This window comes from Curtobacterium sp. NPDC089991, from assembly GCF_044748425.1.
In the GTDB taxonomy this organism is placed as follows: Bacteria; Actinomycetota; Actinomycetes; order Actinomycetales; family Microbacteriaceae; genus Curtobacterium.
In genome coordinates this window covers 979,990-993,645 of the sequence record NZ_JBIVGB010000001.1, presented here as the reverse complement: position 1 = coordinate 993,645, position 13,656 = coordinate 979,990, and the positions used below count along the sequence as shown (strand labels likewise).

Here is a 13,656-nt window from a genome sequence, read left to right as displayed (position 1 = left end):
CGCGAACTGCCCGAGACCCGGCGGCGAGGACGATGTGGAACGACATCCTCGACGTCGTACGACATCGAGAACGTCGATCCGAGTCGACGCCCGGCCCGCCCGGCCCGCCCGGCCCGCGCGCGCCGGTCAGCCCAGGACGGTCGGCCCGGCCACCACGACGACGAGCACCGTCGTCATGGCGATCGCGAACGCCGTGAGCACGACCAGGAACGTCGTCAGGTGGTTCATCCGACCGCGCATCACTCGACCGTCACCGACTTCGCCAGGTTGCGCGGCTTGTCGACGTCGCAGCCGAGCTGCAGCGCGAGTTCGCGGGCGAGCATCTGCAGCGGCACGACGGCCTCGAGCGGACCCCAGGGCGCCGCCATGGCGCCCCAGGCGAGTCCGCCGGTGCCGCGGCTGCCGAGCGCCGGGATGTCGGAGCCTTCGCCGCCGATGGTGATGACGAACCCGCCGCGGGCCCGGACCTCGGCGATCGCCGACTGGATCTTCGGCTCGCCGTGGTCGATCACGACGACGGGGGTGCCCTCGTCGACGAGGGCGAGCGGGCCGTGCTTCAGCTCGCCCGCGGGGTACGCCTCGGCCCAGCGGTAGCTGAGCTCCTTGAGCTTGAGTGCGCCCTCGGCGGCGTACGGCAGGCCCGCACCGCGGCCGAGGAACAGGAAGCCGGTGGCCTCCTTCACGCTCGACACCAGGAGCGGCATCCGGTCGGCGGACACCTGCGTGGCGTGCTCGATGCGTGCCGGCAGGTCGAGCAGTTCGTCGACGAGCGCGTGGGCACGTGCGACCTCGATGCGGCCGGACGCCACGAGCGCGGAGATCACCGCGGCGACTCCGACGACGACCTGCGCGGTGAACGTCTTCGTCGCGGCGACGCCGATCTCCGGACCGGCGTGGCAGTCGAGCACGGCGTCGGCGCGACGGGCCAGCGAGGAGTGCATGTTGTTCGTGAGCGCGAGCACCGGGTGGCGGTCCTCGAAGCGGTCGAGCGCGCGGAGGACGTCGGCGGTCTCGCCGGACTGGCTGATCGCGACGACCAGGGTGTCGGGGCCGAGGACGGCCTGGTCGGCCTCGCTGGCGACGACGATGTCGGTGGGGACGCCGCCGATGCCGCGCAGCGCGGTGGCGATCACCTGGCCGGCGTTGAGCGAGGTGCCGCAGGCGACGATCGCCAGGCGCTGGAAGGCGGGCAGCCCGAGGCCGACCCACATGCTGCCGTCCGCGGTGCGGCGGGCGATGCGGTCCAGGATCGTGCTGACGACGTCGGCCTGCTCGCCGATCTCCTTCGCCATGTGGTCGGGGTGGTCGCCGAGGTCCAGTGCGGTGGCGGCGAACGGCGACGGGGTGGGGAACGGCACGGGCACGGTGATCCCGTTCGACGACCAGGTCCAGGCCTCGCCGAGCTCGACGACGTCACCGTCGCGGAGCGCCACGAAGGTCTCGCACCACTCGGCGATCGCACCGATGTCGCTCGCCACGAAGTCGCCGCGGGCGGACCGGGCGACGACGAGCGGGGAACGGTCAGCGGCCACGACCATCCGGCCGTCGCGGGCGTCGAGGACGACGATCGCCCACGACCCCTCGAGCTGCGCGGTCGCGATCTGCACGGCGAGCATCAGGTCCGGGTCGACGGCCAGGGCACGCTCGACGAGGTGCGCGATGACCTCGGAGTCGACCTCGGAGCGGAACCGGTGGCCCTGCGCCGTGAGCATGTCGCGCAGGCGGTCGGCGTTCTCGATGATGCCGTTGTGCACGATGCTGATCCGGCGCGAGCAGTCGGCGTGCGGGTGGGCGTTCGCCTCGCGCACGGCACCGTGCGTGGCCCAGCGGGTGTGGCCGATGCCGACGCCGGTCAGGGCGTCGCCGGACCGGGCGGCGACGAGCGTGCGCAGGTCCCCGACGCGGGAGACCGAGCGGATCGTCTCGGTGCGTCCGGCGGCGGTCCGGACGGCGATGCCGGCGGAGTCGTAGCCGCGGTACTCGAGTCGTTCGAGTCCGTCGAGCAGGTAGGGCGTCGCGTCGTCAGACACGCGGGCCGCGATGATGCCGCACATCGGCTGTCCCTTCGGGGGAACGGGGTGGGGGAGTGGAGCGGGGTTCGGCACCGACCGCCGTCGGGTCTGCCGCGCGTCCGGGCCCTCGCGGTCCTGACCGGCGCCCGTCCTCGGATCAGGCGAGGACGGACGACGGAGTGGGTGGGCCACGAGGTTCGGGTACCGGACGGGGTACCGCGGTCTGGCCCCTCGGGAGGGGCACGGCGGTCGGTGCATGAGAAGCCTCACCCGGCGACGCCGCCACGGCAACAGTCGTCGGCTGCTCTTGCGGTTCCCCGCGTGCGGGGGACGCCGCGGTGCGGTCGCGTGCGGACTCCCGCAAGGCGCGCCGCGTCCTGGAAAGGGAAAAGGCGGACGGGAGGCCCGGTACCAGCTGGTACCGGGCCTCCCGTCCGCCTTGTGCTCGCGTCGACTAGGTGAGCAGCGCGACCAGGTGGGAGCGCGACCGCGCGCCCACCTTGCGGTAGATCTGCGTGAGCCGCAGCTCCACCGTGCGCTGCGACATGAACAGCGACGACGCGATCTCGCGGTTGCGGTAGCCCTCCGTCACCTTCTGCACCACGGCGCGCTCCTCGGCCGTGAGCGAGGTGAGCACCGCGGAGGCGTCCGGAGCGCTCCGGGGCGTCCCCGGCATCGACGCGGACAGCACCGGTGCGGACCGGAGCGACGGACCCGTGCCGAACGGCGGCATGGCCGCTGCCGGTGCGGGGGTGACGAGGGGACGGCGCATGCCGGCCGCCTCGTACGCCGCCGCTGCTGCCGCACCGAGACGCGGACGCTCGGCGGGGTTGCCGACCGTCGCGAGGGCCGCGAACGTCCGTGCCCGCTCGAACTGCGAGTCGTGCGGCTGGAACAGCTCCAACGCGCGGCGACGGGCGGTGTCCCGGGTGGTGTCGTCGGCGACGAGCGCGAGGCTCCTCGCCAGCACGAGCGCACCCCAGCGACCCGGTCGGGCGTGGTGGTCCGCAGCGAGCCGCGCGGTGATGGTGCGGGCGTCGTCGATCCGTCCGAGGCGTGCGTACGCCTCGACCAGGTCGCCGAGGTGCCGGAGCACCGCGGGGTTCCGCAGGGACCGACCGATGGCGTCCGCCGCTTCGAGTGCGGCGGCTGCCTCCTCCAGTCGGCCATCGAGCAGCAGGACCCGACCGCGGAGCGCGTGCAGCTTCGCCGTCGCACCCCACAGGCGGCTCGTCGAACGGTGCTCGAGGCACCGGTCCACGACCGCCAGGGCATCGGCGGAGCGCCCCTCGGCGAAGTGCCGCCAGGCGATGGCGATGGCTCGCGACGGCTCACGGAGCCGTTCGACCACCGAGGAACCGGCCTCCCACACGTCGATCGCGCGGAGCGCCTGCCGGAAGTTCCCGGAGCGCACCTCGTTCTCGGCGGTCAGGTAGCGGGCTGCCTCGGTCCACACCGGCGCCGTCTGCGGGCCACGGGCGAGGACGAGTGCGAACACCCGTCGCGCGCTCCGGTACCGCTCGGCGATGCTCAGCGCGTGGGCGAGCAGCAGCAGGGCCGGGTCGGACATCGCCAGCAGCACCGACGTCGCGAGTCCGTCGTGCAGGTCGGTGTCCGACGGCAGGGTGCCGTCGATCGCGGCGATGAGCTCCCGCGCGGTCGTCGTGATCTCCAACGTGTGCGGAGACGCCGACGCCTCGAGGGGCTCGACGCGGTGCAGCAGGTCCTTCGCCTGGTCGAGCTCCCACGCCTCGGCACGGAAGCACGCGACCATGGCCATCAGCCCGGCGACCGCGTCCACGTCGGCCGGCTCGGTCGCGTCCACCGACACGAGGAGTTCGTCCGCGTGCACGGCGTCGCCGCTGAGGTACTGCGCCGAGTACTGCAGGCGCAGCCGGCGGACCTCGTGCGCCGTCGTCCGGAACGGACGGAGCGCGGCGAGGTACCGCGCGGCGAAGCCGAGCAGCCGGTTGCCGAGCAGGGCCTCAGCGACCCCGAGCAGCGCGACGAGCTCGTCCTCGGTGCCACCACCGACGTGCAGGGCACGCTCGGTGAGGGCGATCGCGGCGTGCACGTTGCCGTCCACCACGTAGGACCGTGCGGCGCTGAGCAACGCGACCACGTCGGGGACGTCGTCGACGAAGCTCCGGTGCCACGCGGCTGCCCGCGGGTCGGACTCGGCGCTCGCCGTGGCCAGCGCGGCGTGCGCCGCGCGGCGGTCACGGGCGGGCATCCGCCAGTACAGCGCGGACCGGACCAGGGGGTCGCGGACCGTCACGCTCTGGCCCCGCACGGTGGCGAGGCCTGCTCCGACCAGGTCGTCCAACTCGTCGCGGTCCCAGGCCGTGGTCTTCGCGACCGGCACCAGGGCGAGTTTCGCGAGGACGTCCAGATCTCGTCCCGCGGCGGGCCCGAGTGCGAGGGCTGCGAGGGCCTCGGTCGTCGGAGTGGGTCGGAGCGGGAGCACGATCGGCTCCGCGCCGGTGAGCTGCTCGCGGCTGAGCACCGCGAGTTGTTCGCGGAGCGCGCCGGGGTTGCCACCGGTCTCCGCGGCGAGGACGGCGAGGACGCCGTCGTTCGCTTCTTCCGGTGCCATGGTCCGGGCAAGGATGAGTGCCTCGTCGGACGGCAGCGGCTCGATGCGGAGCGCCGGCAGGGCCGCGAGCGGACCGTCCGACGGCACCGAACGGACCGTCGCCACGACGCGCAGGGCGGTGCCTGCGAGTCGGCCGGCGAGGAACGCGATGAGCTCCTGGCTCTCGACGTCCATGCGGTCGAGGTCGTCGATCAGCACGAGCGTCGGCGGCAGGGTGAGGGCGTGCACGGCGTCGAGGAAGTCGTGCGCCGCCGCCAGTCCGGCGGTCACGGGGACCGCCGTCTCACCCGTCTGCAGGAGATGGGCGATGTGGGCCGTCGCACGAGGGTCGTCGAGCGCGGTGAACAAGGAGGTCACGCCGGCCAGCGGCCAACGGGATTCACTCCCGTTGACACCGACCCGCACGACGGGGAGGGAAACGCGGTTCGAGACCGCGTCGAGGACGCTGCTGCGTCCGGAACCAGGGTCGCCGACCACGACCATCGCGGACTCCCGAGGGAGTACAGCGAGGGTCGCGATCCGGTCGACCTCGAGACGTCGACCGGTGAGTGCCATGACTCACCGGCCTCCGGGCCCGGAAGCGGATCCTGCGGAGAGGTCGTCGGCGAACGCTGCGAGCGCTGCGACGGGGCGCCGTGAGGCGGACCGGACTGCTGCACGGTGGGTGGCCGTGTCGGAGTGCGGACGGATGGCGGCGACTGCGCGCGCGCCGGAGCTGTCGTGGATTGAATGCGGTCGACGAGTGAGGGTGCACTCGGTTCCGCTCGGGAACGATGATGTCATCGTCTGTATCACCCCTCGGGTTAGGGTCTTCGGACGAACACGGGAGGCCGTGCACGTGCACTCGGATCTAGGGAATCCAGGTGCTTGCGTGACCTTCCGTACGAGCACGATAACTCAGGTCCTGACCATCTGAGCCGCCCCGCGCACCGCGTATCCGGCAACGGTGCCCCCAGTCCGGGGGGCTACGACGAGGGGGTGTCACCCACCCGGGGGGTGGGTCTCGCCCGCCCGGAGGCCGGTCGGTGTACGAACGATGGTGATGTCCAGCGCTGACCCGACCGACGCCCGCCTCGACGACCGCACGCGTTGGAGGGCCTTCGCCGTGTGCGTCGCGGTGGCCGCCCTGACGATCCTCGACCTGTCGAAGGTCAACGTCGGGCTGCCGTCGATCGAGAAGTCCCTCGACGCCACCAGTTCATCCCTGCAGCTCATCGTGGCGGGGTACGCGCTGGCGTTCGGCCTCGCCCTCGTGCCCGCCGGTCGGCTCGGCGACCTGAAGAGCCGCCGTGCCCTGTTCATCATCGGGCTCGTGGCGTTCACCGTGTCGAGCCTGCTCTGCGCCGTGGCGCCGACCATCGAGGTGCTCATGGTCACGCGGATCCTGCAGGGCTTCGCCGCCGGCACCCAGGTGCCGCAGGTGATCGGACTCGTGCAGCAGTTGTTCCGGGGCCCGGAGCGCGGACGGGCCTTCGGGCTGTTCGGCGCCATGATCGGCATCTCGACGGCGCTCGGCCCGACGATCGGCGGTGGCCTCATCGCGATCGGCGGTGAGGAGAACGGGTGGCGGCTGCTGTTCTGGATGAACGTGCCGCTCGGGCTCGTCGCGCTGTTCTTCGCGATGCGGCTGCTGCCCAAGGGGGTGCAGGGACAGGCGAAGGACCGCGAGCTGGACATCGTCGGCATCCTGCTGCTCGGTGCCGCCATCATCACGCTGATGCTGCCGTTCGTGCTCACCACGGGCGCCGGCGACTCCGGTGCCCGGTGGCTCTGGCTGATCGCCTTCGTCGTGTTCCTCGGCCTGTTCGTGCGCTGGGAGGTCCGGTACAAGCAGCAGGGCAAGTCGCCGGTGGTGCACTTCGAGCTGTTCCGGCTGTCGTCGTACCGCAACGGGCTGTCGATCGTGGCCGTCTACTTCGCGGCGATCCCGGCGTCTTTCCTGATGGTGACGCTGTTCCTGCAGGAGGGGCTCGGGCTGTCACCGCTATTCGCCGGCATGGTGAGCATCCCGTTCGCGGCCACGAGCGCCGTGGGGTCCTACATCGGCGGACGGATCGTCGACCGGGTCGGACGGGCCCTGGTGGTCTTCGGGCTCTTCATGGTCGTCGTCGGCTTCGTGCTCCTCATGCTCGCCGCGGTGCTGACCCCACCGGAGGTCACGCCGTGGGCGATGGCCGGGGCGTTCCTGGTCGGCGGCCTCGGCGGCGGGTTCGTGGTGTCGCCGAACCAGACGCTCACCCTGGCCGAGATCCCCGTGGAGCAGTCCGGGGTCGCCGGGTCGATGCAGCAGCTCGGGCAGCGCGTCGGGACCGCGATCGGGACCGCGGTGGCGACGAGCATCTTCTACGGGATCGTGCGGGGTGCCGCTGCAGGCGGCGGCTCGGGCGGCTCCGGCGAGAGTCGGCTCGCTGCGTACCACGACGCATTCCGGAGCGGCACGACGTTCACGGTGTCGCTGATGGCGCTCGCGCTCGTGCTGGCGGTGGGGGACCTGGTGGTGCGGCGGCGTGCTGCCCGGCGTGAGGCCGCGGCTGCGGCTGCCTGATCGACTCGGAACGACACCCGCGACGTCATCCGACGTCGAGCGTGTCGTTCGGGGTCGTGCTAGCGGCGGATGACCTCGACGACGGCGTCGTGCACCAGGCCGTTCGTTGCGAGTGCACTGCCGTGCCAGGCCCCGGGGTCGCCGTCGAGTGAACTGAAGCGCCCGCCGGCTTCCTCCACGATGGGCACGAGGGCCGCGATGTCCCACGGCTTCAGGTCGGGTTCGCCCGCGATGTCGATGACCCCCTCGGCGACCAGCATGTACGACCACATGTCGCCGTAGGCGCGTGTCCGCCAGACCTTGCGGGACAGGTCGACGAGGGACTCGAGCCGGTCGTCGTCGTCCCACTGCTGGATGCTGTTGTAGCTCAGGCTCGCATCGGACAGGTCCGCGACACCGGAGACGCGGAGGTCGCCGTCGAACGAGTGCGCGCCGAGGCCCTCGGCCGCCCACCAGCGCTTGCCGAGCGCGGGGGCGCTCACGACGCCGAGCACGGGGCGGCCGTCGACCGCCAGGGCGATGAGCGTCGCCCACACCGGCACACCGCGCAGGTAGTTCGCGGTGCCGTCGATCGGGTCGATGACCCACTGACGATGCCCCTCGCTGGTCGCCTCGGCACCGGTGTCCGCCGTGGTCTCCTCGCCGAGGAACGCGTCGTCGGGGCGTTCCGTCGCGATCCGCTCGCGCAGGGCGTGTTCGACGGCCTGGTCGGCGTCGGTCACGTGCGTGCTGTCGGCCTTCTTCGACACGTGCAGGTCGGCGGCGCGGAACCGCTCGAGGCTGATCGTGTCGGCGATGTCGGCGAGCGAGCGGGCGAAGTCCAGGTCGGCGCTGAGGTCCACGGGTCGAGCGTAGCGGGGCTACGCGGCGACGACCTCTTCCTCTTCGAGCCGGGTGACCTCACGCTCGCGGGCGATGCGGGTGCGGCGGGCGACGAGGCCGTGCACGACCACGCAGAGCAGGACGGCTGCTGCGAGCCAGAGCGCGAGCACGAGGGACGACCGGCCGAGCGAGGCGTCCGGGAAGTACTGCAGGTCCTGTGCCGCCTGCAGCCACGCGGCGCCACTCCAGAAGGAGTGGAGCGCGGAGAAGAACCCGGGCACGAACGACGCCTGGAAGATGCCGCCGGACGACGTGAAGTTGAGCATCACGAACAGCATGGTGAGCACGGGCGTCGTCCACCGCCCGAGGACCGGGTGCAGGCCGACGCCGATCGCGACGATGATCGCGTCGTACAGCCAGGCGAACAGGAACACCTGCCAGTGGTGCGTGGTGATGACGCCGTAGATCGGCCCGGCGACGATGATCCCGATGCCGGCGACGACCCCGGCGGTGGCGAGGCCGACCACCGCGGTCCACACCGCGCGGAGCTTCGTCGCGACGGACGCCACGGCGATGGCCGATGCGTAGCCGCCGACGCTCAGGGCGACGAGCAGGAAGAACAGCCCCTGCCCGGTGCTGTCCTGTTCGCCCGTGGGGACGACGTCGACGACCCGGAACGGCACGTGCTGCTCGTACGCGATCGGCAGGAAGACCTTCTGTGCGGCGCTCGCGGTCGTCTCCGATGCCGCGGTCGACACGTAGAGCGTCGCGCCCGTGGTGGTCGGGGCGTACACGGCGGCCAGGTCGCGGTCGCGGATCTGCCGCTCGGCGTCCTTGGCCGACGCGACGACGTGGGCGACGAGGGCACCGTCGGACTCGTCGGTGACGGTCTGTGCGAACACCTGGGTCGCGGCGGACTGCCCGACGATGCCGACCGGCAGTTCCTTCGGCGCGGGGGCGTGGAAGGCGCCGAGGTACGCGAGGCCCATGCCGGCGGCGAGGAACAGCGGCACGAGGATGTGCGTGGCGAAGGTCAGGAGCACCCGTCCGAGGCCGGCCGGGCGCAGGACGCTGTCGGTGCGCTGCGGTCGCGGTGCTCGGGAGGACTTGTGGGTGGGGGAGTGGTGCGCGTGCGACGTCGTTGTCGTGCTCGAGGACGGGGCGTCGACGGCGGGGGTCGGCGCAAAGTTGTACTTTGCAACTTCAGACACGAGGGTCCACTGTACAACACTGCTGCACACTTGTCGACGCGTGCTGGGTGGGGGTGCGGTCGGGCCGGGCGCGGTGGGACGAGGTGCCACGCCCGAGCGCTCTCCGCCGACGTTCCACAACATGCCGCGCGCTGTCCACCGAGGTTCCAAGAACGGCCCGAACCACCGCCGAGATGTGCAGATTTCGGAACCTCGATGGGGCGGGACGGGGCGCCGGAGTGGTCACGACACGCCGTGCGTCGGAGCTCGAGCGGCCACGAACCGTTGAATGCTGCTCTGTCAGGCGACAGTTCGTGACCCATCGGCGCACGCCGGCGGGCGCGACGCGCGAGCGCGCCGCGGGCTACTCCAGGCCGGGGTCGGAGGCGCCCATGCCCGTCAGGAGTGCGCGGAACGAGTCGAGCCGTTCGACGCCGGTGGCACCGAGCTCGCCGTCCTGCACCCGGTCGACGATCTCCCAGTCGTGCGCCTGCGCCAGGGGGATGCCGTCCCGCGCAGGGCGCACCGGGATCGCGTGCGAGGCGAACGCGCGGAACACGTTCGCGGGGTCGACGTGCCCGAGGCCGAACGACCGCACGCCGGGGGTGTCGATGATCCACCCGCCGTCACGGACCCGCAGCGCGATCGACGACGACGAGGTGTGCCGCCCACGACCAGTCACCGAGTTGACGACGCCGATCGCCCGCGTCGACCCGGTCAGGGCGTTCACGAGCGTCGACTTGCCGACCCCGGAGTGCCCCACGGTCACGGTGACCTTGTCGTCGAGCAGGTCGTGCAGGGCCTCGAACGGGACGTCGTCGGACCGGCTCGTCACGATCCGCAAGGAGAGGCAGGCGAAGTGCGCCAGGAACGGTGCCGGGTCGGCGAGGTCCGTCTTCGTGATGCAGAGGATCGGGTCGAGCCCGGCGTCGAACGCGGCGACCAGGTACCGGTCGATGAGCCGGGTGCGGGGCTCGGGGTCGGCGGCCGCCACGACGATGAGCATCTGGTCGGCGTTCGCCACGATGACGCGCTCGACCTCGTCGGAGTCGTCGGCACTGCGGCGGAGCAGCGTGGTGCGCTCAGCGACCTTCACGATGCGCGCCAGTGATCCGGGGTCACCCGAGACGTCGCCGACGAGCGACACGTGGTCGCCGGTGACGACGGACTTCTTGCCGAGCTCGCGCGCCTTCGTCGCCGTGATGACGTGCTCGGGATCGGAGCCGGACCCCGTCCCCACCAGCACGCCGAACCGCCCACGATCGACGTTCGTGACCCACCCCACGGGCGCGTCGTCGTACGTCGGCCGGGTCTTCGTGCGGGGCCGGTTGCCCTTCGGGTTCGGACGCACCCGCACGCTCGACTCGTCGTACTGTCCGTACGGTTCGTCCGCGTCGGAGTCGTCACCGTCGACGTCGTCCCACCAGCTCATGCGTCAGGCCCCCGCGTCCCCGGTCGAGACAAGCGCCGCCCACAGCTCGGGGAACTGCGGCAGCGTCTTGGCCGTGCACCCGATGTCGTCGACGGCGACGCCGTCGACGACGAGGCCCACGACGGCGCCAGCGGTCGCCATCCGGTGGTCGTCGTACGCGGCCCAGTCGCCGCCGTGGAGCGCGGCAGGCTCGATGTGCAGGCCGTCGTCGAGTTCGTGCACCGCGCCTCCCGACCGGTTCACGTCCGCCGCGAGCGCGGCGAGACGGTCCGTCTCGTGCCCACGCAGGTGGCCGATCCCGGTGATCTCGGTCGGCCCGCCGGCCAGCGCGGCCAGCGCGACGAGCGCCGGTGCGAGCTCGCCGCCGCGGCTGAGGTCCAGGTCGAGACCCGGCAAGGAGGCCCCACCCCGGATCCCGACGCCGCCGTCGACGACCAGGTCGTCGCCGTCACGGGCCACGGTCGCGCCCCACAGGGGCAGGAGCGTCTCGAGGTCGGCGCCGACCTGCGTGGTCTCGCGCGGCCAGGTGCGGATGCGGACCGTGCCACCCGCGACGAGCGCGGCGACCGCGAACGGCGCGGCGTTCGACAGGTCGGGCTCGATGGTGACGTCGCGCGCGGCGATCGGACCGGGGTGGACGACCCACTCGCCGACCGCGGGTTCGTCGACGGTCACGCCGCGGGCACGGAGCGCGGCGACGGTCATCTCGATGTGCGGCAGGCTCGGCAGGCGCTCCCCGACGTGGGTGAGGTGCAGGCCCTCGTCGAAGCGGGGCGCGGAGAGCAGCAGGCCCGACACGAACTGCGACGACGCCGACGCGTCGATCGACAGGGCGCCACCGCGCACCGAACCGGTGCCGGTGAACGCGAACGGCATCGAGCCGTCGCCGTCGTCGGTGACGTCGACGCCCAGGTCGACGAGCGCCCCGATGATCGCGTGCATCGGACGCTTGCGGGCGTAGGGGTCGCCGTCGACGACGACCGGGCCGACCGCCAGGGCGGCCAGCGGCGGCAGGAACCGCATCACGGTGCCGGCGAGGCCGCAGTCGACGCGGACGTCGCCGTGCATCGGTGCCGGGGTGATCCGGAGGTCGGGCCCGTAGGGGTTCGGCTGCGTGCCCGGTGCCGGCTCGACCTCGTCGATCCCGACGCCGAGCTGCCGGAGCGCCGCGATCATGAGCGCCGAGTCGCGCGAGTGCAGCGGCAGGCGGATGACGGAGGGGCCGTCGGCGAGGGCGGCGAGCACGAGCTCGCGGTTCGTCAGCGACTTCGAGCCGGGCAGCGCGACGTCGCCACGCAGGGGACCGCGCGCGAGCGGGGCGATCCAGGGGGCCGGGTCCGCGGCGGCCTGTGCACCGCTCTGGGAATGCGTCGTGTCTGCCATCGGTTCACAAGACTACTGAAACGATCGGGAGGACCCTTGGCGACAGCACTCGCACCCTCGCGGACGCGCCTGCCCGGCGTGTCCACGTCGCTCGCTCTAGACTGGCCCGCGATGACGACCGACGAGCCGCAGGCAGCACCGCACGACCTGGTCGAGGAGACCGAGGAGCAGCTCGACGCGGTCGAGGCGGAAGAAGCGGACGACGAGTCCTTCGTCGACGCCAAGACCGTGTCGGCCGACGAGCTCCGGGCCCTCTTCGAGACCCAGGCACTGCCCTTCATGGACCAGCTGTACGGCGCGGCGATGCGGATGACCCGCAACCCGGCCGACGCCTCGGACCTGGTGCAGGAGACCTTCGTCAAGGCGTTCGCCGCGTTCCGCCAGTTCAAGCAGGGCACGAACCTGAAGGCCTGGCTGTACCGGATCCTGACGAACACGTTCATCAACACGTACCGCAAGAACCAGCGGAACCCCTACCAGGGCACCATCGACGAGCTCGAGGACTGGCAGCTCGGCGGCGCCGAGAGCGTCACCCAGTCGATCTCCGCACGGTCCGCCGAGGCCGACGCGATCGACCACCTGCCGTCGTCCGCCGTCAAGGACGCCCTGCAGGCCATCCCCGAGGACTTCCGGATGGCCGTGTACTTCGCCGATGTCGAGGGCTTCTCGTACCAGGAGATCGCCGACATCATGAAGACCCCCGTGGGGACGGTCATGAGCCGTCTGCACCGTGGTCGCCGGCTCCTCCGGGGGCTCCTGGCGGACCACGCCCGTGAGACCGGCATCGTCCCGGACGCAGCGTCGACGGCGACGATGCGCGGACGAGGCCGGAAGACTGCCGCGACCGAGGGTCGCGTCGATGGGAAGGAAGCACGATGAGCGGCTGCGACTGCTCCAAGGCGAAGGCCGAGCTCGAGGAGTTCCTGCACGGGGAGCTCTGCCGCGAGGACGCGGCGGACATCCGTGAGCACATGGACGACTGCGAGGACTGCACGACCGAACACCGCGTCGGCGTCGTCCTGATCGAGACCGTGCGCCGCGCGTGCAAGGAGACCGCTCCGGAAGAACTGCGTGGCGAGATCCTCGCGCGCATCCGGCTGGAGCAGTCGACCCACTGAGGTCCTCCGCTCCGTCGTCACACGACGGGTCGGGTCGGTAGTGTCACGGACATGACCCTCCTCGTCGAGTCGATCACCACCTGGTCCGACACGGACGTCTCCGACGTCGCTGCCCTCGTCCGCCTGCTCGGCCACGAGGTCGACGACGCGGCGATGCGCGCACGCCTCGAACGGCTCACGCCCGAGGCCGGACACCGCACCTGGGTGGTGCGTGGGGACGACGGACGGCCGGTCGCCGTCGCGGGCGCGCAGGTCACCTGGGCGTACGCGAGCGACGAGCCGACGGCGCAGCTCCTGCTGCTGGTGGTCGACGACACGGCCAGGAGGCTCGGCACCGGTTCGGCGCTCATCGGCACCTTCGAAGCGTGGGCCGTCGAGCAGGGCGCGCGTCGCCTGAGCGCCGTCAGTGCGGCCGCGACGGACAGCGCGCACCGGTTTTACCAGAAGCGCGGGTACCACGACGCAGGTGTGCGCTACACGAAGATCGCGTAGCCGTCACGTTCCTCGCGAACGTCGAGGCGCCCCGTGCAGGAGCCCCTCGGACTCCCGCACGGGGCG

The 13,656-nt window shown here is 72.0% G+C and carries 11 protein-coding genes; 4 read left to right on the top strand and 7 right to left on the bottom strand.

Annotated features, from left to right (window positions below):
* Positions 1–126: 126 nt before the first annotated feature.
* The 3 genes from ACIPV1_RS04685 to ACIPV1_RS04675 all read right to left on the bottom strand — a co-directional run bounded on the left by ACIPV1_RS04685 (position 127) and on the right by ACIPV1_RS04675 (position 5,163).
* Complete coding sequence (locus ACIPV1_RS04685; protein WP_240347339.1) at positions 127–240, bottom strand: Rax2 family protein; 114 nt, start codon at positions 238–240, stop codon at positions 127–129.
* Positions 240–2,054, bottom strand: a complete 1,815-nt coding sequence (gene glmS / locus ACIPV1_RS04680; protein ID WP_123294776.1) for a glutamine--fructose-6-phosphate transaminase (isomerizing) — start codon at positions 2,052–2,054, stop codon at positions 240–242. Before glmS ends, ACIPV1_RS04685 begins: the two co-directional genes overlap by 1 nt.
* 412 nt (positions 2,055–2,466) lie before the next feature.
* A complete protein-coding gene (locus ACIPV1_RS04675) occupies positions 2,467–5,163 on the bottom strand; it encodes a LuxR C-terminal-related transcriptional regulator (protein ID WP_402725828.1) in 2,697 nt (898 codons plus the stop codon).
* 487 nt (positions 5,164–5,650) lie between these two features.
* Between ACIPV1_RS04675 and ACIPV1_RS04670 the strand changes: the two genes are divergently transcribed.
* On the top strand, positions 5,651–7,153 hold the full coding sequence (locus ACIPV1_RS04670) for an MFS transporter (protein WP_402725827.1): 1,503 nt from the start codon (positions 5,651–5,653) through the stop codon (positions 7,151–7,153).
* Positions 7,154–7,212: 59 nt separating this feature from the next.
* On the opposite strand, the gene hisN is transcribed toward ACIPV1_RS04670, so the two are convergent.
* The 4 genes from hisN to aroA all read right to left on the bottom strand — a co-directional run bounded on the left by hisN (position 7,213) and on the right by aroA (position 11,980).
* Complete coding sequence (gene hisN / locus ACIPV1_RS04665) at positions 7,213–7,995, bottom strand: histidinol-phosphatase (protein WP_123294773.1); 783 nt, start codon at positions 7,993–7,995, stop codon at positions 7,213–7,215.
* Positions 7,996–8,013: 18 nt separating this feature from the next.
* A complete protein-coding gene (locus tag ACIPV1_RS04660) occupies positions 8,014–9,186 on the bottom strand; it encodes a hypothetical protein (protein WP_402725826.1) in 1,173 nt (390 codons plus the stop codon).
* Positions 9,187–9,529: 343 nt separating this feature from the next.
* Complete coding sequence (gene rsgA, locus ACIPV1_RS04655; RefSeq protein ID WP_402725825.1) at positions 9,530–10,597, bottom strand: ribosome small subunit-dependent GTPase A; 1,068 nt, start codon at positions 10,595–10,597, stop codon at positions 9,530–9,532.
* Between the two features lie 3 nt (positions 10,598–10,600).
* Positions 10,601–11,980 carry a 3-phosphoshikimate 1-carboxyvinyltransferase gene (gene aroA / locus ACIPV1_RS04650; RefSeq protein ID WP_402725824.1) on the bottom strand — a complete coding sequence of 460 codons (1,380 nt, stop codon included), beginning with the start codon at positions 11,978–11,980 and terminating at the stop codon, positions 10,601–10,603.
* Between the two features lie 111 nt (positions 11,981–12,091).
* Here aroA and ACIPV1_RS04645 point away from each other — a divergent pair, with 111 nt between their 5' ends.
* Genes ACIPV1_RS04645 through ACIPV1_RS04635 form a run of 3 tightly spaced genes read left to right on the top strand, consistent with a single transcriptional unit; the run spans position 12,092 to position 13,590 of the window.
* Complete coding sequence (locus tag ACIPV1_RS04645; protein ID WP_123294769.1) at positions 12,092–12,859, top strand: sigma-70 family RNA polymerase sigma factor; 768 nt, start codon at positions 12,092–12,094, stop codon at positions 12,857–12,859.
* Complete coding sequence (locus ACIPV1_RS04640; RefSeq protein WP_111086426.1) at positions 12,856–13,098, top strand: zf-HC2 domain-containing protein; 243 nt, start codon at positions 12,856–12,858, stop codon at positions 13,096–13,098. Before ACIPV1_RS04645 ends, ACIPV1_RS04640 begins: the two co-directional genes overlap by 4 nt.
* A gap of 51 nt (positions 13,099–13,149) precedes the next feature.
* Positions 13,150–13,590, top strand: a complete 441-nt coding sequence (locus ACIPV1_RS04635; protein WP_111086422.1) for a GNAT family N-acetyltransferase — start codon at positions 13,150–13,152, stop codon at positions 13,588–13,590.
* The last annotated feature ends 66 nt before the right edge of the window (positions 13,591–13,656 follow it).

Excerpts from the sequence above, each read along its gene's own strand:
- glmS (WP_123294776.1), bottom strand. The coding sequence starts at position 2,054 with ATGTGCGGCATCATCGCGGCCCGCGTGTCTGACGACGCGACGCCCTAC.
- aroA (WP_402725824.1), bottom strand. The coding sequence starts at position 11,980 with ATGGCAGACACGACGCATTCCCAGAGCGGTGCACAGGCCGCCGCGGAC.
- rsgA (WP_402725825.1), bottom strand. The coding sequence starts at position 10,597 with ATGAGCTGGTGGGACGACGTCGACGGTGACGACTCCGACGCGGACGAA.
- ACIPV1_RS04645 (WP_123294769.1), top strand. The coding sequence starts at position 12,092 with ATGACGACCGACGAGCCGCAGGCAGCACCGCACGACCTGGTCGAGGAG.
- ACIPV1_RS04675 (WP_402725828.1), bottom strand. The coding sequence starts at position 5,163 with ATGGCACTCACCGGTCGACGTCTCGAGGTCGACCGGATCGCGACCCTC.
- ACIPV1_RS04635 (WP_111086422.1), top strand. The coding sequence starts at position 13,150 with ATGACCCTCCTCGTCGAGTCGATCACCACCTGGTCCGACACGGACGTC.
- ACIPV1_RS04670 (WP_402725827.1), top strand. The coding sequence starts at position 5,651 with ATGTCCAGCGCTGACCCGACCGACGCCCGCCTCGACGACCGCACGCGT.
- ACIPV1_RS04685 (WP_240347339.1), bottom strand. The coding sequence starts at position 240 with ATGCGCGGTCGGATGAACCACCTGACGACGTTCCTGGTCGTGCTCACG.
- ACIPV1_RS04640 (WP_111086426.1), top strand. The coding sequence starts at position 12,856 with ATGAGCGGCTGCGACTGCTCCAAGGCGAAGGCCGAGCTCGAGGAGTTC.